The 26,488-nt window shown below is 26.1% G+C and carries 23 protein-coding genes; 13 read left to right on the top strand and 10 right to left on the bottom strand.

The features are described from left to right. Positions 1-36 precede the first annotated feature (36 nt). Positions 37-414 carry an NADH-quinone oxidoreductase subunit A gene (gene ndhC, locus BUMPG002_RS00775; RefSeq protein ID WP_025404218.1) on the bottom strand — a complete coding sequence of 126 codons (378 nt, stop codon included), beginning with the start codon at positions 412-414 and terminating at the stop codon, positions 37-39. A gap of 359 nt (positions 415-773) precedes the next feature. Here ndhC and dnaK point away from each other — a divergent pair, with 359 nt between their 5' ends. Then, positions 774-2,687: a molecular chaperone DnaK gene (dnaK, locus tag BUMPG002_RS00770; protein ID WP_025368798.1), complete on the top strand. Its 1,914-nt coding sequence runs from the start codon at positions 774-776 to the stop codon at positions 2,685-2,687. A gap of 112 nt (positions 2,688-2,799) precedes the next feature. Continuing rightward, positions 2,800-3,936, top strand: a complete 1,137-nt coding sequence (dnaJ, locus tag BUMPG002_RS00765; RefSeq protein WP_025368797.1) for a molecular chaperone DnaJ — start codon at positions 2,800-2,802, stop codon at positions 3,934-3,936. Between the two features lie 62 nt (positions 3,937-3,998). On the opposite strand, the gene rpsT is transcribed toward dnaJ, so the two are convergent. Next, on the bottom strand, positions 3,999-4,259 hold the full coding sequence (gene rpsT / locus BUMPG002_RS00760) for a 30S ribosomal protein S20 (protein WP_044006126.1): 261 nt from the start codon (positions 4,257-4,259) through the stop codon (positions 3,999-4,001). 191 nt (positions 4,260-4,450) lie between these two features. Here rpsT and ribF point away from each other — a divergent pair, with 191 nt between their 5' ends. The 8 genes from ribF (at position 4,451) to folA (ending at position 15,742) form a co-directional block, all read left to right on the top strand. Then, the gene (gene ribF / locus BUMPG002_RS00755; protein ID WP_025368796.1) at positions 4,451-5,392 is read left to right on the top strand and encodes a bifunctional riboflavin kinase/FAD synthetase; all 942 of its coding nucleotides are present in this window, start codon (positions 4,451-4,453) and stop codon (positions 5,390-5,392) included. 21 nt (positions 5,393-5,413) lie between these two features. Continuing rightward, positions 5,414-8,236: an isoleucine--tRNA ligase gene (gene ileS, locus BUMPG002_RS00750; protein WP_025368795.1), complete on the top strand. Its 2,823-nt coding sequence runs from the start codon at positions 5,414-5,416 to the stop codon at positions 8,234-8,236. Further along, positions 8,236-8,724: a signal peptidase II gene (gene lspA / locus BUMPG002_RS00745; RefSeq protein WP_025368794.1), complete on the top strand. Its 489-nt coding sequence runs from the start codon at positions 8,236-8,238 to the stop codon at positions 8,722-8,724. The genes ileS and lspA overlap by 1 nt, the downstream gene beginning before the upstream one ends. Before the next feature lie 65 nt (positions 8,725-8,789). Further along, on the top strand, positions 8,790-9,734 hold the full coding sequence (gene ispH / locus BUMPG002_RS00740) for a 4-hydroxy-3-methylbut-2-enyl diphosphate reductase (RefSeq protein ID WP_025368793.1): 945 nt from the start codon (positions 8,790-8,792) through the stop codon (positions 9,732-9,734). 18 nt (positions 9,735-9,752) lie between these two features. Next, entirely contained in the window at positions 9,753-10,562 is an 810-nt protein-coding gene (dapB, locus tag BUMPG002_RS00735) for a 4-hydroxy-tetrahydrodipicolinate reductase (protein WP_025368792.1), read from the top strand. A gap of 196 nt (positions 10,563-10,758) precedes the next feature. Next, positions 10,759-11,919, top strand: coding sequence for a glutamine-hydrolyzing carbamoyl-phosphate synthase small subunit (gene carA, locus BUMPG002_RS00730; RefSeq protein WP_025368791.1), 1,161 nt, complete (start codon positions 10,759-10,761; stop codon positions 11,917-11,919). 17 nt (positions 11,920-11,936) lie between these two features. After that, positions 11,937-15,167 (top strand): carbamoyl-phosphate synthase large subunit, encoded by a 3,231-nt coding sequence (gene carB, locus BUMPG002_RS00725; protein ID WP_025384571.1) that lies wholly within the window; start codon positions 11,937-11,939, stop codon positions 15,165-15,167. A gap of 89 nt (positions 15,168-15,256) precedes the next feature. After that, positions 15,257-15,742, top strand: a complete 486-nt coding sequence (gene folA, locus BUMPG002_RS00720) for a type 3 dihydrofolate reductase (protein ID WP_025368789.1) — start codon at positions 15,257-15,259, stop codon at positions 15,740-15,742. Positions 15,743-15,758: 16 nt separating this feature from the next. Here folA and BUMPG002_RS00715 read toward each other — a convergent pair whose 3' ends face one another. From BUMPG002_RS00715 to BUMPG002_RS00705, 3 genes are read right to left on the bottom strand one after another with little or no spacing between them, the layout of a single operon-like run. Next, a complete protein-coding gene (locus BUMPG002_RS00715; protein WP_025368788.1) occupies positions 15,759-16,574 on the bottom strand; it encodes a symmetrical bis(5'-nucleosyl)-tetraphosphatase in 816 nt (271 codons plus the stop codon). A 44-nt stretch (positions 16,575-16,618) separates the two neighbouring features. Beyond that, on the bottom strand, positions 16,619-17,440 hold the full coding sequence (gene rsmA / locus BUMPG002_RS00710) for a 16S rRNA (adenine(1518)-N(6)/adenine(1519)-N(6))-dimethyltransferase RsmA (protein ID WP_025368787.1): 822 nt from the start codon (positions 17,438-17,440) through the stop codon (positions 16,619-16,621). Positions 17,441-17,491: 51 nt separating this feature from the next. Continuing rightward, a complete protein-coding gene (locus tag BUMPG002_RS00705; RefSeq protein ID WP_268744733.1) occupies positions 17,492-18,790 on the bottom strand; it encodes a peptidylprolyl isomerase in 1,299 nt (432 codons plus the stop codon). Between the two features lie 159 nt (positions 18,791-18,949). Between BUMPG002_RS00705 and BUMPG002_RS00700 the strand changes: the two genes are divergently transcribed. Further along, a complete protein-coding gene (locus BUMPG002_RS00700) occupies positions 18,950-19,717 on the top strand; it encodes a DedA family protein (RefSeq protein WP_025368785.1) in 768 nt (255 codons plus the stop codon). A gap of 85 nt (positions 19,718-19,802) precedes the next feature. On the opposite strand, the gene rplY is transcribed toward BUMPG002_RS00700, so the two are convergent. The 3 genes from rplY to folE form a co-directional block, all read right to left on the bottom strand. Beyond that, positions 19,803-20,087 carry a 50S ribosomal protein L25 gene (gene rplY, locus BUMPG002_RS00695; RefSeq protein WP_025368784.1) on the bottom strand — a complete coding sequence of 95 codons (285 nt, stop codon included), beginning with the start codon at positions 20,085-20,087 and terminating at the stop codon, positions 19,803-19,805. Between the two features lie 43 nt (positions 20,088-20,130). Further along, the gene (gene nfo / locus BUMPG002_RS00690; RefSeq protein WP_025368783.1) at positions 20,131-20,973 is read right to left on the bottom strand and encodes a deoxyribonuclease IV; all 843 of its coding nucleotides are present in this window, start codon (positions 20,971-20,973) and stop codon (positions 20,131-20,133) included. Between the two features lie 195 nt (positions 20,974-21,168). Next, complete coding sequence (gene folE, locus BUMPG002_RS00685; RefSeq protein WP_025368782.1) at positions 21,169-21,834, bottom strand: GTP cyclohydrolase I FolE; 666 nt, start codon at positions 21,832-21,834, stop codon at positions 21,169-21,171. 185 nt (positions 21,835-22,019) lie between these two features. On the opposite strand from folE, the gene glyQ reads away from it, so the two are divergent. Then, a complete protein-coding gene (gene glyQ / locus BUMPG002_RS00680) occupies positions 22,020-22,940 on the top strand; it encodes a glycine--tRNA ligase subunit alpha (protein ID WP_025384569.1) in 921 nt (306 codons plus the stop codon). Further along, entirely contained in the window at positions 22,933-25,002 is a 2,070-nt protein-coding gene (gene glyS / locus BUMPG002_RS00675) for a glycine--tRNA ligase subunit beta (protein ID WP_025368780.1), read from the top strand. Before glyQ ends, glyS begins: the two co-directional genes overlap by 8 nt. A 9-nt stretch (positions 25,003-25,011) precedes the next feature. Here glyS and yajC read toward each other — a convergent pair whose 3' ends face one another. Both yajC and tgt read right to left on the bottom strand, forming a co-directional pair. Further along, positions 25,012-25,350: a preprotein translocase subunit YajC gene (yajC, locus tag BUMPG002_RS00670; RefSeq protein ID WP_025368779.1), complete on the bottom strand. Its 339-nt coding sequence runs from the start codon at positions 25,348-25,350 to the stop codon at positions 25,012-25,014. Between the two features lie 19 nt (positions 25,351-25,369). Next, on the bottom strand, positions 25,370-26,479 hold the full coding sequence (gene tgt, locus BUMPG002_RS00665) for a tRNA guanosine(34) transglycosylase Tgt (protein WP_025368778.1): 1,110 nt from the start codon (positions 26,477-26,479) through the stop codon (positions 25,370-25,372). Positions 26,480-26,488: the final 9 nt, after the last annotated feature.

Here is a 26,488-nt window from a genome sequence, read left to right as displayed (position 1 = left end):
ACATTATTAATAAATTCAAAATACTATCCTAAACGATTAGGATATCCAATTGAGCGCTTTGATACGAATCAAATAAAACAAAGATAATAAAATAGATAAAATAAACATAGCAGCCTCACTAAATCCAATCCATCCAGATTCAGAGATACTAATAGACCATGCGTATAAATAAAGAGCTTCCACATCAAAAACCACAAAAAACATTGCAATTAAATAAAATTTTACAGAAAAATGAAGATTAGTGTTCCCGATGGATACAATCCCTGATTCGAAAGGTGTATTTTTATATCTAGATGAAGATTTTCCACCAAGCATTGAACTTAAAAAAAGTAAAAAAAAACAAAGTCCTAAAGAAAAAAATATAAAAATAAAAAAAGATAAACATTCAGTTATTTGATCTAAATTGTCTAACATAAATTTTCCTTGTAATCGAAATAGATTTTATTTAATAAAATGTATTATTTATTTTATCTATATAAATCATATGACACAAAAATAAAATTTACTATATATTAAATATTTCAATAAAAAATAAAGTATCTATTTAATTTATAAATGAAAAGTAAAAAATTATTATTTAAACTAGTCTTCAGTTATACTTGTTTTTTTTACTCTTAACCCTTGATGACCGGAAAAGTGACCCCATTTAATAATCATTCAACACTACAGATAAAGCACAGAAAAATCCTATGTAGCTTATTAAAAGCTAAAAAAATGGCCGCATAAAGGTTGAAGAACCCAATTTATCAAAATATTAAATAGGAGAAATTTTAATGGGTAAAATTATTGGTATTGACTTGGGAACAACCAACTCTTGTGTTGCCATTATGGATGGCAACAAACCTCGTGTTTTAGAAAATGCAGAAGGTGATCGTACCACACCTTCTATTATTGCCTATACTCAAGAAGGAGAAGTTTTAGTAGGACAGCCAGCTAAACGTCAAGCTATAACTAATCCAAAAAATACGTTATTTGCAATAAAACGATTAATTGGTAGAAAATTTAAAGATGATGAAGTACAACGTGACATAAAAATAATGCCTTATAAAATTATCAATTCTGACAATGGTGACGCATGGATTGATATAAAAAAACAAAAAATGGCTCCACCGCAAATATCTGCAGAAGTATTAAAAAAAATGAAAAAAACTGCTGAAGATTATTTAGGAGAGTCAATCAAAGAAGCGGTTATTACAGTGCCTGCTTATTTTAATGATGCTCAACGTCAAGCTACTAAAGATGCTGGAAGAATAGCAGGACTAGAAGTAAAAAGAATCATTAACGAACCGACAGCAGCTGCACTTGCTTACGGTTTAGATAAAGGACAAGGAAATAGAACAATAGCTGTCTACGATTTAGGTGGTGGAACATTTGATATATCTATTATTGAAATTGATGATGTAGATAAAGAAAAAACATTTGAAGTTCTTGCTACTAATGGAGATACTCATCTAGGAGGAGAAGATTTTGACAGCAGATTAATTAACTATTTAGTAACAGAATTTAAAAAAGAACAAGGAATAGATTTAAGAAATGATCCATTATCCATGCAACGTTTAAAAGAATCCGCAGAAAAAGCTAAAATAGAATTATCATCTGCACAACAAACAGATGTCAATCTACCATATATTACAGCAGACTCTAATGGTCCAAAACACCTTAATATAAAAGTAACTCGTTCAAAATTAGAGTCTCTAGTAGAAGACTTAGTCATACGTTCTATTGAACCGTTAAAAGTTGCATTAAAAGATGCAGGACTTTCAGTGTCAGACATTCATGATGTTATATTAGTGGGTGGACAGACAAGAATGCCTATGGTTCAAAAAAAAGTTGCAGATTTTTTTGGTAAAGAGCCTAGAAAAGATGTTAATCCAGATGAAGCTGTAGCAGTAGGTGCAGCGGTACAAGGAGGAGTTCTATCAGGTGATGTAAAAGATGTTTTATTATTAGACGTCACTCCTTTATCACTTGGAATTGAAACAATGGGTGGAATAATGACATCACTCATCAAGAAAAATACTACTATTCCTACTAAACATAGCCAAGTTTTTTCAACAGCCGAAGACAATCAATCAGCAGTAACCATACATATACTACAAGGTGAACGTAAAAAATCATCAGATAATAAATCTTTAGGACAGTTCAATTTAGATGGTATCCAACCAGCACCTAGAGGTACAGCTCAAATTGAAGTTACATTTGATATCGATTCTGATGGAATATTACATGTATCTGCTAAAGATAAAAAAACAGGAAAGGAACAAAAAATTACAATTAAAGCATCTTCTGGACTAAATGAAGAAGAAATTCAAAAAATGGTCAGTGATGCAGAAGCCAACTCTGAGGCCGATCAAAAATTCGAAGAACTAGTCCAATTACGAAACCAAGGCGATCAATTAATCCATAGTACTAAAAAACAATTAAGTGACAGTAAAGATTTAATTGAAAAAAATGATAAAAAAGAAATCGAATTAGCTTTAGAGAAACTAGAAAAAGCATTAAAAGGAGAAAATAAGTCTGAAATTGAACAAAATATACAGATGCTTTTAAAAACTTCATCCAAGTTAAATGAAATAAATCAAAAAAATTCAGAAGAAAATTTAAAAAAAGCAGATACATCATCTAATAAAAAAGACGAAAATGTCGTAGATGCAGAATTTGAAGAAATTAAAGATCCTAAAAAATAACTACTTTAAGTAAAAAAATAAAACAAAATTACAATGGACTTTAAACTGGCACGGGCGTAGAAACTTATCTACGCCCGTGCAATTATTTTTAAACAAGCAAGAGTAAACAAGAATGGCAAAAAAAGATTATTATCAAATTTTAGGGATTCAAAAATCAGCTGAAGAACGGGAAATAAAAAAAGCATATAAAAAACTAGCGATGAAGTATCATCCTGATCGAAACCAAGGAGATAAAACTGCTGAAAACAAATTTAAAGAAATAAAAGAGGCATATGAAATATTAATTAATGAAGAAAAACGTGCTGCATATGATCAATATGGACATGCTGCTTTTGAAAATGGTCATTCTGCTAATAATACTTATAGTTCATTTACTAGTTCTACAGATTTTGGAGATATTTTTGGAGATGTTTTCGGTGATATATTTGGTGGAAACAGATCTCAAAGAGCTAAAAAAGGAGCTGATTTATGCTATAAAATGGAAATATTATTAGAAGAAGCAGTAAAAGGAATAAAAAAAGAAATTCGTATTCCGACTCTTCAAAAATGTAAAAGATGTCATGGAAGTGGTGCGAATATTGGTACTAAACCACGTTCATGTTCTACATGTAATGGCAAAGGTCAAGTACATATCAGAAAAGGTTTTTTTACTGTACAACAATCATGTCCTACATGCCAAGGAAGAGGAGTAGTTATCAAAGATCCATGTAATATATGTCATGGACAAGGACGAATTGAATCTTATAAAACATTAGTAGTAAAAATACCACCTGGTATTGACAGTAATGATCGAATACGTTTAAATAATGAAGGAGAAGCTGGTTCTAATGGTGCACAATCTGGAGACCTTTATGTCCAGATCTCAGTAAAAAAACATCCCATTTTTGAAAGAGAAGAAAATAATCTATACTGTGAGGTCCCAATAAATTTTACTATGGCTGCATTAGGAGGAGAAATAGAGGTTCCAACACTAGATGGAAGAGTTAAACTAAAAATACCACATGAAACACAGTCAGGAAAACTTTTTCGTATTCGGGGCAGAGGAGTAAAATCAGTACAAAATAGAAATCAAGGTGATTTATTATGTCGTGTCGTCGTAGAAACGCCAGTTAATCTAAACGAGCAGCAAAAGAATCTCTTATATGAATTAGGAAAAAGTTTTAACGGTTTTCGAGGTGAAAATAATAGCCCCCGTTCTAAAAGATTCTTTGATGGAGTCAAAAGATTTTTTGATGATTTAACACGATAATTTCTTACAGTATTGCTTCTTAAAAAATGAGAGGCAATACTATTTGAGTTATACTAATCTTTTCACATTTTAGTAATCTGTAATGCAAAATTAGATTTATAACGTGCAGCTTTATTTTTATGTATTAAACGTTTATTAACATGACTATCTACGATTGGTTGCATTTTTCTAAACGCATCTTGTGCAATATTTTTATCACCAGACATTATAGCTATTCGTACTTTTTTAATAACAGTTCGAATCATTGAACGTCGACTAGTATTTTGTTTCCGACGTTTTTCAGATGTTACTGCATCTTTTTTAGCAGCTTTAATATTAGCCAATAGTCACCTCTTAGTTGAAAAATTTAACATTTATTTGAAATAATAATATTAATAAATATACTAAAAACATGTTTTAATTATATAACTAATTATAAATAAAAAACTAATATAGAAAGCAAAAACATTATATATAACAATTTTAAGAACAAATATCTTTATATAATTTCTTAATTTAATAAGGTTAGTTCAAAATGAATATTATACGAGGTATTCATAATATTAAAGAAATGAATTCTAATTCTGTTGTTACCATTGGCAACTTTGATGGAATACATTTAGGTCATCAAAAACTATTCTCTTACATACATAAAATAGGTCAGGAATATAAAATACCTACTATAATAATTTTATTTGAACCACAGCCGCTAGAATTTTTAAAAAATAAAGATGCTCCAGTTAGAATTACAACATTTCGTGAAAAAATAAAACGTATTTCATATTTTAATATTAATAAAGTTTTATGTATTCGATTTAATAATTTTTTTAAATCTTTAAGTGCGGAAGATTTTATCATAAATATATTAATAAATAAACTACATATAAAATTTATTGTAATAGGAGAGGATTTTAAATTTGGCTTTAAAAGAACTGGAGACTTTGATCTTTTAGAAGAATTTAAAAATAAATATAAATTTCAGATTATAAAAATTAAATCTTTATATAAAAATAATATAAAAATTAGTAGTACTAACATCAGAATTGCATTATCCCAAAATAAAATAAAATTAGCTTCTCTTCTTCTAGGTCGTTCTTATAGTATTTTTGGTAAAGTCGTACATGGAAATGCAATAGGAAGAAGAATAGGTTATCCCACAGCAAATATATCTTTAAAAAAATATTCTTTCTTAAAAAATGGCGTATATGCAGTAAAAGTACGTTATTTATCAAATCAAATATGTACAGGAATTTGTAATATTGGGATCAAAAAAAATTTTTTTAGCACTAAAAAAAATAGAATACTCGAAGTTTATTTATTTGATCAAAATATAAATTTATATGGAAAATATATAGAAGTCATTCTATATAAAAGAATACGTGATGAGAAAATTTTTATTTCAACAAAAGAACTGCAAAATCAAATTTATCAAGACATTTTAATAGTTAAAAATTTTTTTGAAATTTATAAAAATTAATCTTAAAAAAAAGAGAAAAGAATGGATGATTATAAAAAAACTTTAAATTTACCTGATACAAAATTTTCTATGCGTGGTAACCTTACACAAAAAGAACCAATAATATTAAAAAATTGGTATGAAAATGATCTTTATAAATTAATTAGGAAAAAAAAAGAAGGAAAAAAAATTTTTTTTCTTCATGATGGTCCACCGTATGCCAATGGTAATATTCATATTGGACACGCCGTCAATAAAATTTTAAAAGATATTATTATAAAATTTAAAAATATATCAGGTTTTGATGCACCTTTTATTCCTTCTTGGGACTGCCACGGACTACCAATTGAACAAAAAGTAGAAGAAGGTATTTTAGATAAAAATAAAAAAATCTCTACTTCAACATTTCAAAAAAAATGCAGACAATATGCAATTAATCAAGTCAAAACTCAAAAAGAAGATTTTATAAGACTCGGAGTATTAGGTGACTGGGAGAACCCACATCTTACAATGGATTTTAAAAATGAAGCCAATATTATTAGAACTCTCTCTTGTATAATTGAAAAAAAATATTTATATCAAGATTTTAAACCCATACATTGGTGCCTTCAATGTACTTCTTCTTTATCTGAAGCAGAAATCGAATATTCTAAAAAAAAATCTGATTCAATCATTGTTGCTTTAAAAAGCGAACAGAACTCCATCCTAAGAAAATTATTTAATTGTTCATTATTAAATAAGAAAGAAATATATTTACCTATTTGGACTACAACACCTTGGACACTTCCAGCTAGTCAAGCAATTACACTACATCCAGATTTTGAGTATCAATTAATAGAAACACAAAAATGGAATATAATTGTAGCAAAAGAATTAGTTAATCATTTATTTAAAATATTAAAAATAAAAAAATGGAAAGTAATAAATTCTTTGCTAGGAAAAAATTTAGAATATATAAAATTTTTACATCCATTTCTAAAAAATATTTCTTTGCCTGTTATTTTAGGAAAACATGTCAATCTTGAATCAGGTACTGGAGCGGTACATACTGCACCTGATCATGGTCCTGATGATTATACTATTAGTAAAAAATATAATATTAAAACTAAACATTTAGTTGATGTTCAAGGAAATTACATTGATAACATACATACAAAATTAAATGGTATTAATATTTTAAAAGCTAATGAGATAATTATTAAAATATTAGTCGATTATAATATTTTATTACATTATGAAACTTTAACTCATAGCTATCCACATTGTTGGAGACATAAGACACCAATTATTTATAGAGCTACTCCACAATGGTTCATTAATATAGATCAACGCCATTTACGTAATAATTCTTTAAAAGAAATAAAAAAAGTATCATGGATACCTGAATGGGGTGAATCAAGAATAAAAGAATTAATAAAAAAAAGACCTGATTGGTGTATCTCTAGACAAAGAAAATGGGGAGTACCGATGTCTATTTTTATACATAAAAAAACAGGAAAAATTCATCCTGAAACTTCTATCTTGATGGAAATAATAGCAAAAAAAGTAGAAATAGAAGGAATACAAGCATGGTGGAATATAGATTTAAGAGAAATATTAGGTAAAGAACATTCATCATATATTCAAATATTTGATATATTAGATGTATGGTTTGAATCAGGAAATACACATACTTCAATAAAATACAAAAATAAAAAATACACTAAAAATAGTGCAGATATGTATTTAGAAGGTTCAGACCAACATAGAGGTTGGTTTATGTCTTCACTGATTATATCTACATTAATAAATGGAAAAGCACCTTATTCTAATGTATTAACCCACGGATTTGTAATTGATGGAAAAGGACAGAAAATGTCTAAATCTATAGGTAATACTATTAGCCCCAATCAGATAATTAAAACATTAGGTGCAGATATTTTAAGATTATGGGTTGCCTCTTCTAATTATTGTAATGATATTTCAATATCTGATGAAATATTAAAAAATGCATCAGATACATATCGTAGGATTAGAAATACAGCACGTTTCCTAATAGCTAGTATCAGTGATTTTAAACCAGAAAAACATATAATAGATAGAGATAAAATGCTCTCTTTAGATAAATGGGCTATAGGACAAACTAAAATAGTTCAAGAAGAAATCATTGAATTTTATAAAAATTATAATTTTCATGCAGTAGTGCAACGATTAATGTATTTCTGTTCGATAGAAATGGGATCTTTTTATCTAGATATTATAAAAGATAGACAATACACTTTTAAAAAAAACAGTCAAGAAAGACGCAGCTGTCAAACAGCTATATATTATATCATTCAATCATTAGTAAGATGGATAGCACCAATACTATCTTTTACTGCTAATGAAATATGGGATTATTTACCAGAAAAAAGTTCTAAATATGTATTTACAGAAGAATGGTTTGATAAACTATTTCATTTAAATCAAGATGATTTATTTAATTATCAATTTTGGAATGAAATAATCAATATTAAAAATGAAATAAATAAATTTTTAGAAGAAGAAATCAAAAATAAAAATATTAATAATTCACTTGAGGCTTCTATAATACTTTATGTATTACCTAAATTATTTAAAAAATTAACAATATTAAATAAAGAACTAAAATTTATATTTTTAACATCTGATGCTCAAGTTAAACTTTATGATAGCGCTCCTATAAATACTAAAAAAAGTAAAACTCTTTCTTTTTTTAAAATATCTTTAAAAAAAATAAAAAAACAAAAATGTCTACGATGTTGGCATTATGCTATTGACATTAAAAAAAATATAAAAAATAGTAATATATGTAATCGCTGTATTTTAAATACTCAAGGAAATGGTGAAAAACGTAAATTTATATAATGGAAAATAAATATTTTAAAAAAATTAACTGTATATACATCATTATAATAATGTTAATTCTTATTATGGATATATCTAGTAAAAATTGGATCATGAATCATATAGAAGTATATGATATAAAAGAAATTTTTTCAATATTAAATTTTTTCCATATTCACAATTATGGTATAGCATTTAGTTTATTATCCGATCCAGAAAAACCACAAAAATGGTTACTATCTATTATCAGTTCTTTTGTTATATTGGCAATTATTAATATAATTATTAAATCTGAAAAAACAGAAAAAAGCAAAATAATAGGCTATTGTTTAATAATTGCTGGAGCATTAGGAAATCTCATAGATCGAATTTTTTATGGTTTTGTCATAGACTTTATTGATATACATTTTTATGATTGGCATTTTGCTACATTTAATATAGCTGATTCTAGTATTTTTTTTGGTGTACTTATACTTATATGGAAACATTGTAAAAAATCTCATCTTTAAAAAAATTCTAAATAATTTTATAATATTTAATTGTTTAAATTTATATATGAAGAAATAGGTATAAAGTGAATATTATATTAGCCAATCCTAGAGGTTTTTGTGCAGGTGTAAAAAGAGCTATTTCAATAGTTGAAAGTGCATTAAAAATATACAAACAAACAATCTATATTAAACACGAACTTGTTCATAATAAATATGTTGTAAATAAATTATCTCTCAAAGGAGTTATTTTTGTTGAAAAAATTTCACAAATTCCAGATTTTTCTGTGGTTGTTTTTTCTGCACATGGAGTATCTAAACAAGTTAAAAAAGAAGCAATTAAAAAAAAATTGATTATTTTAAATGCTACTTGTCCTTTAGTAACAAAAGTACATATGGAAGTATCAAAATCTAGTTCAAAAGGCATAGAGACGATTCTGATTGGTCATAAAGGACATCCTGAAGTAGAAGGTACAATGGGGCAATATAATAATAAAAATGGACAAATATATCTTATTCAGTCTTTAAAAGATGTTGATAATTTATCTGTTAAAAATATCGAAAAATTAAATTTTGTGACTCAAACTACTTTATCTATCTTAAATACTAAAAAAATTATCTCTGCTTTAAAAAATAAATTTCCTAAAATTTCTGGACCCTATAAAGAAGATATATGTTATGCAACTACTAATCGTCAAATAGCCGTTTCTCAATTATCTAAAATAACTGATATGATACTTGTAGTAGGTTCAAAAAATTCTTCTAATTCTAATAGACTAGCTGAATTAGGTAAAGAAACTGGAACATTTACCAAACTGATTGATTCTTTTCTCGATATTAAAGAAGAATGGTTCAAAAATATAAATAATATTGGAATCACAGCTGGCGCTTCTGCACCAGAAATATTAGTAAAAGAAGTAATTCAATATTTAAAAAAAATAGGTGCTAATAAAAAAATTAGAATAATAGGTAAAGAAGAAAAAAAAGTTTTTAAAATCTCTAAAAATACTATCTATAAAGCATTTAATTAAATAAAAAGGAGTAAAAAAATGATTAAAATAACTCGTATAGCGATTACTGGACCTATGGGTAGAATGGGTCAAATATTAATTCAAGAAATACAAAAAAATAAAAATACATGTTTAACAGCAGCACTAGTAGAAAAAAAACACCCACTAGTAAATAAAGATATTGGAGAAACTCTTGGAATAGGAAAAATTGGTGTTCTGATAACTGATGAATTAAATAAAACACAAGATTTTGATGTTTTAATTGATTTTACAAGACCAAATGCTACGTTAAATTATTTACAATATTGTAGTAAACTAAAAAAAAATATTGTTATTGGTACAACTGGATTTTCAACAGAAGAAATTAATATTATTAAAAAACACTCTGAAAAAACTGCTGTAATTATCTCATCGAATTTTAGCATAGGAATAAACTTACTTTTTCAATTAATTCAAAAAACTACCCAAATTATAGGAAAAAAATCTGATATTGATATTCTTGAATTTCATCATCGTAACAAAGTAGACGCTCCTTCAGGAACAGCATTATCAATAGGAGAAATAATAGCAAAAATTATGAAATGGGATTTAAATAAAAATTCAATATATTATAAAAAAGGTATTACTGGAACTAGAAAAGAAAACAAAATTGGATTTTCTATAGTACGTGCAGGTGATATTATCGGGAAACATACAGTTATGTTTTCTAGTCCTGGTGAAGAAATTAAAATTACTCATACTGCATCGAATAGAATATGTTTTGCTAAAGGTGCTATAGAATCTGCAATTTGGATTCACCAAAAAAAAACAGGTTTATTTGACATGACAGACGTACTATCATTCAGATAATGAATTATTTTATTTAATATATTTATCATATTCTAAAATTTTTATAATTTAAACGTACCACACTATTAAATTTTAAATGTTTCTTATGATAATAGACAAAAACATTAATTGTAGTTAAAATATAATAAAACTATTATAATATATATAATAATTTTTATTAAAAAATTAAAAAGTTAATATAAAAAATACTTTTTTAATGGAGGGCGTTTTGAGTCAATTAGCAGTACTGGTTTTAGAAGATGGAACTAGATTTCACGGACGAGCTATTGGAGCAAAAGGAATAACTGTAGGTGAAGTTGTTTTTAATACATCAATAACTGGTTACCAAGAAATAATTACCGATCCTTCTTACTCACATCAAATTGTGACATTAACTCATCCCCATATTGGAAATGTTGGAACAAATCCTTATGATGAAGAATCATCTAAAATTCATGCAAAGGGACTGATCATTCGTGATTTATCACCTATTGCAAGTAATTATCGAAATAAAAATAATTTTTCTTCATACTTAAAAGACAATAATATTGTTGCAATATCTGATATCGACACTAGAAAGCTTACACGTATTTTACGTACAAAAGGTTCTCAAAACGGATGTATTATAGAAGATAAGAAAGAAAATTATCCTATAGCACATGCGCATGCTAAAAATTTTTTAAGTTTACAAGGTTTAGATTTGGCAAAAGAAGTATCTACTAAATTTATTTATAACTGGAATAAAGGCAGTTTTGATCTGAATAAAAAAAAATTTCTTTCTATTAAAAAAGAGAAATCTTTATTTCATGTAGTTGTATATGATTTTGGAGTCAAAAGAAACATATTACGCATGCTTGTAGATAGAGGATGTTATTTAACAATTGTTCCTGCTTCTACTAATTCAGAAACAGTCTTAAATTTACATCCAGACGGAATATTTTTATCTAATGGACCAGGTGATCCAAGACCTTGTTATTACGCTATTAATGCCATTCAATCCTTTTTAAAAATTAATATTCCAATTTTCGGAATATGTTTAGGGCATCAACTTCTTGCTTTAGCTAGTGGAGCTAAAATTGTCAAAATGAAATTTGGACATCATGGAGCCAATCATCCTGTAAAAGAAATAGAAACTAACCGAGTTATTATTACCTCTCAAAATCATAGTTTTACTGTAGATATGAAAAACATGCCAAATAATATTAAAATCACACATAGTTCTCTTTTTGATGGAACATTACAAGGACTATCTTTAACAAATAAATTAGCTTTTAGTTTTCAAGGTCATCCAGAAGCTAGTCCTGGACCACATGATGCTTCTTCTTTATTTGATCATTTTATTCAATTAATTATTTATCAAAAAACTAAAACTCAGTAATTCATTAGGGAAAAAAAATGCCTAAATCTACTGATATAAAATCAATTTTAATTCTTGGAGCAGGTCCAATAGTAATTGGACAAGCTTGTGAATTTGATTATTCTGGTGCACAAGCTTGTAAGGCTTTAAAAGAAGAAGGTTATAGAATTATTCTTGTCAATTCTAATCCAGCAACTATTATGACAGATCCTGGTATGGCTGATGCAACATATATTGAGCCAATTCATTGGAAAGTAGTTGAAAAAATTATTAAAAAAGAAAAACCAGATGCACTACTACCTACTATGGGAGGACAAACAGCTCTTAATTGTGCTTTAGAATTAGACAAAAAAGGAATACTAGATCGATTTAATGTAAAAATTATAGGTGCTACAGTTGATGCGATTAAAAAAGCTGAAAATAGAAAATTATTTGAATATTCTATGAAGAAACTAGGTCTAGAAACTGCAAAATGCGGTATTGCACATAATATTAAAAAAGCATTTTCTATTTTAAACGATGTAGGTTTCCCTTGTATTATTCGACCTTCTTTTACGATGGGTGGACATGGAGGAGGTATTGCATACAATAATGAAGAATTTAAAGAAATTTGTGAAAGAGGATTAAAATTATCCCCGAGTACAGAATTGTTAATTGATGAATCTCTTATCGGTTGGAAAGAATATGAAATGGAAGTCGTACGAGATAAAAATAATAACTGTATTATTGTTTGCTCAATTGAAAATTTAGATCCTATGGGTATTCATACGGGAGATTCTATTACTGTAGCACCAGCACAAACTCTTACTGATAAAGAATATCAGGTAATGAGAAACGCCTCCATGTCTATTTTAAGAGAAATAGGTGTTGAAACTGGTGGCTCTAATGTACAATTTGCTATTAACCCCAAAGATGGTCGAATGATCGTAATTGAAATGAATCCTAGAGTTTCTCGTTCTTCTGCTCTAGCATCAAAGGCTACTGGCTTCCCAATTGCAAAAATCGCTGCTAAATTATCTATTGGATATACCTTAGATGAACTTGCAAATGACATCACAGGAACTAATACTACTGCATCATTTGAACCTTCTATAGATTATATAGTAACAAAAATTCCCAGATTTAATTTTGAAAAATTTCCAGGATGCAATGATAGATTAACCACGCAAATGAAATCTGTTGGAGAAGTAATGGCGATAGGTCGTACTTTTCAAGAATCTATACAAAAAGCTATTCGTGGTCTAGAAGTTGGTTCTAGTGGATTTGATTCTAAGATATCTTCTTCAGATTCAGAATATTTAATAAAAATTAGGCATGAATTAAAAGAAGCAGGATCTGAACGTCTTTGGTATATCGGTGATGCGTTCCGTGCTGGTATGACTGTAAATGATATTTTCGAATTAACCTCTATTGATCCATGGTTTCTTATTCAAATTCAAGAAATTATTTCACTAGAACAAAAAATTATTCAAACAAAATTTATTGAACTAGAATATAATTTCTTTTATTTTATTAAAAGAAAAGGTTTTTCCGATCAGCGTATTGCAAAATTAATGCAGACAACAGAACAAGAAATAAGAAAATTACGTTATAAATTAAATTTGCATCCGGTATATAAAAGAATTGATACATGTTCTGCTGAATTTTCAACAGAAACAGCATATATGTACTCAACATGGGAAGATGAATGTGAATCATATCCAAATAAAAACAACAAAAAAATTATTATTTTAGGTGGTGGTCCTAACAGAATAGGACAAGGTATAGAATTTGATTATTGCTGTGTACATGCCGCTCAAGCTTTACGAGAAGACGGTTTTGAAGCAATTATGATTAATTGTAATCCAGAAACAGTATCTACAGACTATGATATCTCCGATAGACTATATTTTGAGCCTATTACATTAGAAAATGTTTTAGAAATTGTCAGAATAGAAAAACCTACTGGTGTTATTATTCAATATGGTGGACAAACACCTTTAAAATTAGCACGTGAATTTGAAAAAGAAGGAATCCCTATTATTGGAACGAGTCCGGATGCAATTGACAATGCAGAAGATAGAAATCGATTTCAAAAAACTGTAACTAAGTTAAAATTACAACAACCGTTAAATGCTACTGTTTTCACTTTACAAGATGCTATTAAACAATCTAAAATAATCGGTTATCCTATTATGGTTCGACCATCTTATGTTTTAGGCGGCAGAGCAATGGAGATTGTATATAATGAATCTGGTCTAGAAAATTATTTTAAAACTATTTTAAAAGAAAAGAACATTACTCCTATTTTTTTACTAGATCAATATCTAGATTATGCAACAGAAGTCGATGTTGATGCTATCTGTGATGGAAAAACAGTCCTTATCGGTGGTATTATGGAACACATCGAACAAGCTGGAGTTCATTCCGGTGATTCTGCATGTTCTTTACCAGCATATACTTTAACTAACAAAGTGCAAAATGAAATCAGAAAACAAGTAATCAAACTAGCTTTTGAATTATCTGTAAAAGGACTAATGAACGTACAATTTGCCATTAAAAAAAATAAAATATATATTATTGAAGTAAATCCAAGAGCCGCGCGGACAGTACCATTTGTTTCAAAAGCAACGGGTCTTGCGTTAGCAAAAATTTCTGTACGAGTTATGTATGGAAAAACACTATTAGAACAAGGTTTTACAAAAGAAGTGATTCCACCATATTTTTCGGTAAAAGAAGCTATTCTTCCTTTTGATAAATTTCAAGGTGTTGATCCTATATTAGGTCCAGAAATGCGTTCTACAGGAGAAGTCATGGGTATTGGTAATAACTTTTCAGAAGCTTTTTCTAAAGCAATGCTTGGTGCACATACAAATATGAAAAGATTAGGTAGAGTTCTTTTATCAGTAAGAGATGATGATAAAAATAATATTATAAATTTAGCAGTAAAATTGAAAAAATTAGGTTTTGAAATTGATGCTACTAAAGGTACATCTATAGCTTTAAAAAAATCTGGTATTGAGTCTAGATTAGTCAACAAAGTGCATGAAGGACGTCCACATATACAAGATCGTTTAAAAAATAAAGAATATTCTTATATTATTAATACAACTGCATGTCATCAAGGGATAAAAGATTCAAAATTAATATGTCGTAGTGCTCTTCAATATAAAGTTCACTATGATACAACTTTAAATGGTGCTTTTGCAACTGTTATGGCGTTAAATGAAAATCCAACTAAAAAAGTCAACTCTTTACAAGAAATGCACAAAAAAATAAATTTACTTTAAAATTAATTCTTAATATAATTTATATAATGAAATTTTTATAAATATGTTGTAAAACATATTTATAATTCATATTAAGGATACATTTTTATATGAACATAAGTTTAATTGCTGCTATTTCTAAAAATTTTGTCATCGGACATAATAATAAAATACCTTGGCATCTTCCAGAAGATTTAAAATGGTTTAAAAAAAACACAATAAACAAAAACGTTATCATGGGTCGTTTGACCTGGGAATCTATTCGTAAACCCTTGTCTATGCGTAACAATATAGTAATTAGTAAAAAAAAGATTGATGAAAAAGGTATTATTTGGGCTGATTCAATATCAAACGCCATTCTTGCTGCAACGAAATACAATCAAGAAATAATGGTAATTGGAGGGGCTCAAGTATATAAAAAGATGTTGTTTTATGCTAAAAAATTATATCTGACTCATATAGATATTAACGTTAATGGTGATACTTATTTTCCTAAATATCAATTGTATCCGTATTGGAAAATAATATTTAGAAAAAATTTTATCAAAAACACAATTAATCCTTATAATTATTGTTTTGAAATTTTATATAGATAAAATAAAAAAATTTTATTTACTTACCTAAATAAGATTGAGAAAACCATTTTTTATCTTCCCAGCGAAACATATTGAGCTCTCCACCCCAACAACAGCCACCATCTAATGAAAAAAATGGTTTAGGAATATATGTTCCTTTTAGAGAAGACCAATGTCCAAAAAAAATAGAATAATCTTTTATCAGTCTTTGATGAATAAAAAACCAGGGTAAAAGTGGATATTTAATCAATTTTGGAGATTGTTTATAAAACATATTTAATTGACCATCTGGATAACAGTATCTCATTCTTGTAAAAGTATTCATACTATATCTTAATCGATCTAATCTCTTTAAACTTATATCCCAAAAATTTATATTGTTATTATACATAGCTTCAAGAAATAAAAAATAATTATCATTTGACAAAAACTCTTCAATTGCTAATGCATAAAATTGTAAAGTATTAATATTCCATTTAGGACTAATACCAGCATGCACCATAATAATTTTACGTTTTTTATCAATTTTTAATAAAGATTGCTTCCTTAACCAATTTATTAGTTGAAAGCTATCTTCAGAATTAAGAAATTCATCAAAAAAATTTTCTTTTTTATTTTTTTTAACACCTATATAAACAGAAATTAAATTTATATCATGATTCCCAAGTACTATTTTTACTCTCTTTCGAAAAGAATAAATGTATTTTAAAACCTTAAGAGAATCAGGTCCTCTTGATACTAAATCACCAGCAATCCATAGATAATCTTTAGTATAATTAAAATCTGATTTTTCTAAAAGAAGTTTAAATTCTTTATAACAACCGTGAATATCACTAATAAAATAAGTACTCATCTCACATTCCTCTTTTAATCAATTTGTTAAAGAATCTAACCAAATTAATTTTTTTTAGTATAATTTTTTTTATACAAATAATTAGCTAATTGACAATACTGAAAAACAGAAATATTTTCAGCTCTTAATCTGGGATTAATATCTAAATTTAATAAAGTTGTTTCAGAAAATAAATTTTTTAAACTATGACGTAATATTTTTCTTCTATTTTGGAAAGCCTTATTTGTAATAAGGCTTAAAATATTAATATCATAAACAAAATAAGGAGAATTATGATGAGGTGTTAAATTTACAAATATAGAATGAACTCTCGGAATAGGCCAAAAATCTTCAGGAGCAACATTTAATAAAATTTTGATATCACAATAATATTGAGATATAATGCTCAAACGACCGTAATATTTATTTCCAGGTAATGCAATTAATCTTGCAGCAACTTCTTTTTGAAGCATAAAATTCATATCTTGAATTACTCTAATGTGTTGAAATAAAAAAATAATTAAAGATGTAGAGATATTATATGGTAAATTACCAAAAATACGAATTAATTTATTTTTTTTATAAAATAAATTTGTATAATTAAAGTTTAAAGCATCTTGACAAAAAACTATTAATTTTGAATAAAATGGTTGTTTTTTTAAAAAATATAATAGATTACAGTCTATTTCAATAACTATTAACTCTTTTAATAACTGAGATATGGGCTCAGTTAATGCAGCTAATCCTGGTCCGATTTCTACTAATGTTTGTTCTATATTTGGATTAATTTTTTTAACAATATTTTTTATGATCTCTTTATTAATAAGAAAATTTTGTCCATATTTTTTCACAGGAAAGTGTTTTTTAAAAGTTTTTATACTTTTCATAAATTTATGCTTATTATTAGTATATTCTTGTTAATCATATAAAAATATATACTACGGTCTGATAATGTTTATATAAGAAAAGTTTTTAAGATCTTCTATCCAATGGTTTTTTTCTAATACCATTTTTTTGAAAAATAAAATATTATAAGCTTGTTTTTTTTTAAAATTATAAAAGTAGTCTATTTCACGTTTATCTAATATTTTAACTATATGCCATCCAAATTCAGATCGAACAGGTTCACTAACCTCATTTTTTTTTAAACTAAATAATATTTTTTTAAAATTACCATGAAACATTCCTTCAGAAATCCAACCTAAATCACCATTTTTATTAGCTGAATAAAAATCATTAGATAAGTTTTTAACAGCATAATCGAAACTATACACTCCTCTTTTAATATTTCTATATATGTTCCAAATATTGTTTCTTGATTCTTCATCATTAATTATAATAGAAGGTTTTATTAAACAATGTTGTACATAAAATTCAGTTGAAATGTTTTCTTTGTTATTACGAATATCATTGACTTTAAAAATATAAAATCCTTTATCACCTAAAAAAGGTCCTAAAATTTGTCCTTTTTCTAAAACATCTAAAGTTTTTAAAAATGTATTTTTCATATCTAATAAATGAATCCAAAACATTTTTTTCACTGAAAATAAAACTTTATTTTTTTTACATTCTATATATAATTTTTCAAAATCATAACCTTTTTTAAGTTTAGTAACAAGACTATTTGCTAATTTTCTTTTATCATCAATAACATAATTAGATCTGTCTTTAACAAGAGGTATCAAAATATAACTCAAATTTATCTTTTTGAATTTTTTATTATTATGAATGAGTTTTTTAAAAAGAACATTTACTTCTTCTTCTGTTACATTTACACGTTTATTAATTTCATAATCTTGTATTATTTTAATTTGTAATAATTTTTTAATATTTTTTTCGTAATTTTTATAAGAGAAATTGCTGTAACTATCATGAAATAAAATATAATTTTTTAATTGATTCATACTAATATTTTTTTTTAAAGCTATATTTTTAATCATGCTATTTATTTGTTCTTGAGTAACGGTAATATTCATTTTTTTTGATTCTTGTAAAAGAAGCTCATCTAAAATTAATTTTTGAATAACTTTTTCTTTTAAAAAATCACTTTTCAAAGGTATTCTAAAATCTTGTCCTTCTTTTTTAAGTAAGAAAAGAATCTTTTTAACATCACTATTTAAAATAATCTGATCATTTACAACCGCTGCAATATTATCTATTTCAATTTCTTTAGATAAAACATAAAAAATACTAGTAAAAATATATAAAATTATAACAATCCATATTTTCATTGTAATTCTTCTTTTTTTATGTTAAGCGTTTAATAGACAAGTTTTTTTATTATTATATATTTAATAAAAAATTTTTCTTGAGGTTACTTAAAAAAGTATATAAAGTATAAAATATTTATTTAAAAATATTTTTCAATATTAAAACACTTGAAATAATGAGAGCTTATGGAATCTTGGCTAACAAACTTTATTACACAATCTTTAACTTACTCGCTTTTATTAGTTGGTATAGTTTCTTTCTTAGAATCTCTTGCATTAGTTGGATTATTACTGCCGGGTATCATTTTAATGACAACACTAGGTACATTTATAGGCGATGGAAGATTATTATTTTATCCTGCCTGGATATCTGGAACTATTGGTTGTTTACTAGGAGATTGGCTTTCATATTATATTGGATTGTATTTTAAAAACTGGTTATATAATTTAAAATTTTTAAAAAAAAATCAAAAATTATTCGATAAAACAAAATCTATATTACATAAGCATAGTATCATAGCTATTATTGTCGGAAGATTCATAGGACCAACTAGACCGTTAATACCCATGATTGCCGGCATGCTTAAATTACCATTAAAAAAATTTATTTTTCCTAGTATGATTGGATGTATATTATGGCCTCCAGTATACTTTTTTCCAGGTATAGTTACTGGAATCACTATTAAAATACCCCCAAACGATCAAAATGATTATTTTAAATGGTTTTTGTTATTTATTTCAATTTTAATCTGGCTTGGAATATGGCTGGTATCAAAATGGTGGAAAATAAAAAAAAATAATTCACATACTTCTTTATTTTTCACGGAAAAAAATACTAGGTGGTTAGCAATAATAACAGTTTTACTAGGAATTATAAGTCTTATTGCTATACAATTTCATCCTACAATGATGATTTTTAGGAAAATTTTATTCACTATTTTATTAGGTTTATAATAAACATTATTGATTGTTTTATCATCAAAAATTTTATTAAAATTTATCCAGTTAAAATACAAATTACAAGAATATTTTCATACAATCAAGCATGTAAAAAATCAATGTGTAATAATTTCAATTTAAATGAATGGCGCTGAATTGCTTGAACTTTTACTTTGTATTTTTCATCTTTGATAACTAAAAACAAACATTCTTGATAAAATGATATTTGTTTTTGTAAATTAAAAATAGAATTATGATCTAATGTCAGTAAAATATTGGAGTTACCCACTCCATATAAAATACCTGGAAACTTATTATGAATACGTAATTTTCTGCTAAAACTTTTACCTGTTTCTTTTCTTAATTCTGCGTTAATTGTTAACATAATTAAACCTCTGTATAATAGTATATATAGTAAATTTACTACATTATATTTTTTGCGATCTTAACCAGGCAATTTCTTTTTCCCACAGTGTCGAATCAACTGTTTCTAAAATCATAGGAATATTATAAAAATTTTTATTTTTGATAATCCACTTAAAAGCTAATTCTCCTATCTCACCGATTCCTAAGTTCTCATGTCGATCAACTCGACTATTAAATATCTTCTTAGAATCATTTAAATGAATACCTTTTAAATATTTAAATCCTATCAAATCATTAAACTTTTTAAATGTCTTTTCACAATTATCTAAAGTACGTAAATCATATCCAGAAACAAATAAATGACATGTATCAATACAAACTCCTACCCTAGCTTTATCATCAACGTTTTTAATAATTTCAGATAGATGTTCAAAACAATACCCAACATTTGTTCCTTGTCCTGCAGTATTTTCTATTACTGCAATTATATTTTTTGTATTTTTTAAGGCTATATTAATGGATTCAGAAATTCTTAATAAACAATCGCTTTCAGTGATTTTATTTAAATGACTACCCGGATGAAAATTTAAAAATATTAAACCTAATTGACTACAGCGAATCATTTCATCTATAAAAGCATTACGAGATTTTTCTAATAAATAATCAATAGGATGACCTAAATTAATTAAATAACTGCTATGAGGTAAAATTTGTTGAGGTGTAAATTTATACTTAATACAAGATTGTTTAAAATTATATATTTTTTTTTCAGTTAATGGAGGGGTGGTCCATTGCCGTTGATTTCGAGTAAAAAAAGAAAAAGCTGTTGCTCTTATTTTAAAAGCACGAAGAACAGCTTTTTCTAAACCGCCTGAAGAACTAATATGCGCACCAATATATTTCATTTTTTATTTTTTCCTATTGCAATATTTGCTATTAGAATATTTTTTTAAAATATTTCAATAAATTTAAATAAAAAAACTAAAAAAAAGAACTATATAACGAGCATATATAAAAAATAATAAGTTTTTGTATTTAAATAACATGATACTGAGAAAGTTTCTCTTAATCAATAAAAATAAGCGGATATATTCGATTGATTATCGAATATTCTTTTTTTTAAAAAATTCATCACGAATATTTTTATCAGATTTAAATAAACCTTCCAAAGAAGAAGTTATAGTACTACTATTTACATCACAAACTCCACGTGCTTTTACACAAAAATGTTCCATGTTAATAATAACTGCAACATTACTTGTTTCTAATAAAGTTTGCAATACAATTAGTATTTGTTTGGTTAAACGTTCTTGTATTTGAGGTCTTTTAGCATAAAATTGTACGATTCTATTTATTTTAGATAAACCAATAATTTTATTTTTAGGGATATATGCAATAGTAGCTTGTCCATTAATTGTAATAAAATGATGTTCACAAGTACTTATTAATACTATATTTTTAATTATAATCATTTCATTAACATTCATTTTATTATCTATAAATGTAATCTTTGGAAAATTTTTATAATTTAATCCTGAAAAAATTTCATAAATATACATTTTTGACATACGAACTGGTGTATCTTTTAAACTATCATTTGTTAAATCTAAGTTAAGTAAAATCATAATTTGATATATATGTTCAGCAATTAATAATTCTCTTTCTTTTTCATTTATATCATTGTATTCTTTTAAAATAGAATTTTCTATTTTTTTTTCTAATAATGCATAATGTGCTAAATTAGCTTCTTTACTAAATTTTTTCATATTTATCTTACTTTTGATAATTATTATATTTTTATATCTATTTTTTAATTTTTTCAAATAATTTTAATATATAAAAAATTATTAATATAAAACAACAATTAATACAAAAAATACATATGTTTATTATTACATACAATCATAAAAAAAATAAAATATATCTTCTATATATCCTTTCTGGATGAAACATGAAAAACAATCATAATACTTTTTATAATCTAATTACAAGTTTGCAAGAATACTGGATAAAACAGGGATGTAATATTTTCCAACCATTAGATTTACCAATGGGTGCTGGTACTTTTCATAATATAACTTTTTTAGGTACTATTGGACCTGAGCCAATAAGAGCAGCATATGTACAATCGTGTCGTCGTCCTACAGATGGAAGATATGCAGAAAACCCTAATCGCTTACAACATTATTTTCAATTTCAAGTGATTATAAAACCTCCTCCACACGATATCCAAAAAATATATCTAAACTCACTAAATATATTAAATATAGATGAAAAAATACATGATATACGTTTTGTAGAAGATAATTGGGAGAATCCTACATTAGGCGCTTGGGGTATTGGTTGGGAAGTCTGGTTAAATGGAATGGAAATTACTCAATTCACTTATTTTCAACAAGTAGGAGGATTAGAATGTAATCCTGTTACTATTGAAATAACATATGGATTAGAAAGAATTGCTATGCACATGCAAAAAAAAACAAATATATACGATCTTGTTTGGAATATTAATAAAAAGGAAAAAATAACTTATGGAGATATTTTTAAACAAAATGAAATAGAACAATCAAGATATAATTTTCAGCATTCTAATATCGATTTTTTATTCAGTGCTTTTCAAAAATATGAATCAGAAGCACAAAATTTAATAAATATAACACCACCGCTATTATTAGTTTCGTATGAAAAAACATTGCAAGCAAATCATATATTTAATTTATTAGATGCAAGAAAAGCTGTCTCTTCAAACGAACGTCAAAGTTATATTTTACGTATTCGTAAATTAACTACACAAATTGCTCAAAAATATTTTGTTATTCGAAAACAATTAGATTTCCCTCTATGTCATAAAAAAAGAGATAAAAATGACTAAAAAAATACTATTAATAGAGATCGGAACCGAAGAATTACCTGCTAAACTACTAAGCAGTATATCTTTGTCTTTTTATAAAAATCTTAATGAAGAATTAAAACTTTACACTATTGTATATAAAAAGATTGAATACTTTTCTACTCCTAGAAGACTTGCATTAAAAATTATAGACATAGATACAACTGATAAAACAATAGAAATAAATAAAAAAGGTCCATCTATAATAGATGCTTATGATAAAGATGGCGCACCAACAAACGCAGCAAATCGTTGGGCAAAATATTGTGGCATTAATATTAATGAAGCTACACGTATAAAAACTAAACAAGGCGAATGGTTATTTTGCCAAAAAAAAATAAAACAAAAAAAAATAGAAATATTACTGCCTAAAATAATTGACATAGCATTAAAAAAAATTATCATACAGAAATCTATGAGATGGAATGTAACAAATGAAAAGTTTTTTCGTCCTATTCGTAATATTGTAATATTATTAGATCGCAAAGTAATAAAAGGCAAAATATTTGATGTCTTTTCTAATAATTTTCTCCAAAATCATATTTCTTGTCAAGAAAAAATAGAAATTAAAGATGCGAAAGAATACCCTTTAATTCTATTTCAAAGAAATAATATTATAGCTGATTATGCAATACGAAAAAAAACAATTATAAATCAGATCAATAAAATATCAGAAAAAATAAATGGATATATAAAAACTAGTAATAATTTAATTGAAGAAATAACTTCTTTAGTAGAGTCTCCTACAGCACTGTTAGGTACATTTAAAAAAAATTTTCTTAAAATACCTAAAAAAATATTAGTTCATGTTATAGAAAGTCAACAAAAATGTTTTCCAATATATAATGTGAAAAACGAACTTTTCCCTAATTTTATTTTTATTTCTAATATTGATTCAAAAAAACCTAATAAAATTATTTTAGGAAATGAAAAAGTTATGGATGCACGACTTTCAGATGCTGCTTTCTTTTTACAAAATGATAGAAAAATAAAATTAGAAGACTATCTAATGTCTCTTAAAAAAGTTTTATTCCAAAATAACTTAGGTACATTATATGACAAAACATTGCGTCTTCAAATTCTCATTCAATGGATATCAAAATATAGTTGTATTAACATACAAGATGCAATCAGAGCAGCACAGTTATCTAAATGCGATTTAGTAACAAGTATGGTATGCGAATTTCCAGCATTACAAGGTACTGTGGGAATGTATTATTCTTTATCTGATAAAGAAAAAAAAGATGTCTCTCAAGCTATTCAAGAACAATATTCTCCATCTTTTTCAGGTGATAAACTACCATCTACAATGATAGGATGTTCTCTAGCAATTGCTGATAAAATGGATACTTTATCTGGCATGTTTTGTATTGGTAATATTCCTACTTCAGCAAAAGATCCATTTGCATTGAGACGTTTAGCTATAGGCATACTTCGTATTATCATAATAAAAAATATACCATTAGATCTAAAATGTTTAATTAATAAAAGTCTTAGTCTTTATAATATCAAATACGTTAATGACGTAATCATATATAATAAAATTATAAAATTTTTTATGAATAGACTGGTATATTGGTATGAAGAAAATAGTTATGATATAAAAGTTATTCAATCAGTATTATCATCTCAATTAACAGAACCGAGAGATATTCATAAAAAAATACAAGCTATTTCTTTTTTTCAAAATTTAGAATATTCAAAATCAATTATACAATCTATTAAAAGAATATCTAATATTTTAAAGAAAGAAAAAGAAAAAATTACAGGACATGTTGATATTCAATTAATTCAAGAAAAAGAAGAAATAGTGTTATTTAGTACAATAAAAAAATTTCATACTGATACAAAAAAATTATTTCAAGAAAAAAAATATAAAGAAATTCTATTGAAAACAAAAGTTCTTGAAAAACCTATATATAACTTTTTTGATAAAGTGAAAATACATCATTCTAATATTAAAATACGCATAAATAGATTGATTTTATTAAAAAAAATAGAAAGTATTTTTACTAAAATAACTAATTTTTCTTATTTATATTAGAATAATCATTTATGATAATAAAGATTTTAAAGTTCCTTTAGGTAAAGAAGAGGCTATAAAATCTTGCTTTATAAATACTTCCATATTTTCATTCAATTGAAGTACAATATATCCATTTTTCGTAATTTTTATTACCCGACCCAACAAACCACTCGTTGTTATAACCTCGTCTCCTTTAACTAAAGAAGATATTAGTTTTTTATGTTCTTTATCTTTCTTTTGTTGAGGACGAAACAGCATAAAATAAAAAATTAACAAAAATATTACTAACATAAATATAAGAGAATATGAATTACCTTCTGATGATTCATTTACTACTGCGTTAGCATTTTGAATAAAAAAACTCATGTCTCATCTCCTGTATATTTTAAATATTATTTTTTTTCTGATGATAAAAATTGAAAAGAAATTCATTGAACTTATTCAATTTTATTGAAGTTCTTATATTAAACATTAATGTCTGATAATAATGTAAATTATGTATTGTATTCAAACGAGCTCCCAACATCTCGTTACAAGAATCTAAATGATGTAAATAAGACCTTGTATAATTCTTACAAGTATAACAAGTACAAGTATCATCTAATACAGATAAATCTTCTTTATATTTTTTATTTCTAATCTTAATTATACCGTTTGTAACGAATAGATATCCATTTCTAGCATTACGAGTAGGAATAACGCAATCAAACATATCTATACCACGACTAACTCCTTCCACTAAATCTTCTGGTTTTCCTACTCCCATTAAATATCTGGGTTTATGTTTTGGCATTTGAGGACAAATATAATCTAATAATTCATACAATTCTTTTTTTGATTCTCCAACAGCTAAACCACCTAATGCATATCCATCAAAATCTATTTTAATTAACTCTTTTAATGAAATATCACGCAAAGATCGATATATACCGCCATGAATAATACCAAATAATAAATTTTTATTTTTATGAATGTCAAAGTATAAACGACTTTTTTCAGCCCAAGATAAAGATCTTTCCATGGCATTTTTTGTTTGTTCCCAATTACGTGTGTATGCAATACATTGATCAAAAATCATAACAATATTAGAACCTAAATTAAACTGAATTTTCATGGATATTTCTGGAGTTAGAAAAAAATTTTTACCATTGATATGATTTTTAAAAATAACTCCTTCTTTATCAACTTTACAAAATTTTGACAGACTAAAAACTTGAAATCCTCCAGAATCAGTAAGGATAGGTCCTGACCAATTCATAAAATCATGTAGCGTACCGTGTAATTTTATTATTTCTTGACCCGGTCTTAAATTTAAATGAAACGCATTAGATAAAATAATTTTACTGCCTGTATTTTTAATTTCTTCTGTACTGAGACTTTTGACACTACCATAAGTACCAACTGGCATAAAAATAGGTGTTTCTATTATATCTTTATTAAAACTAAATGCACCATATCTAGCATTACCATCTTGATGAAAAATTTTAAAATCCATTTTATCTCC

Source organism: Buchnera aphidicola str. G002 (Myzus persicae) (assembly GCF_000521565.1).
Classification (GTDB): Bacteria; Pseudomonadota; Gammaproteobacteria; order Enterobacterales; family Enterobacteriaceae; genus Buchnera; species Buchnera aphidicola_C.
This window is presented reverse-complemented; position numbering and strand designations above follow the sequence as displayed.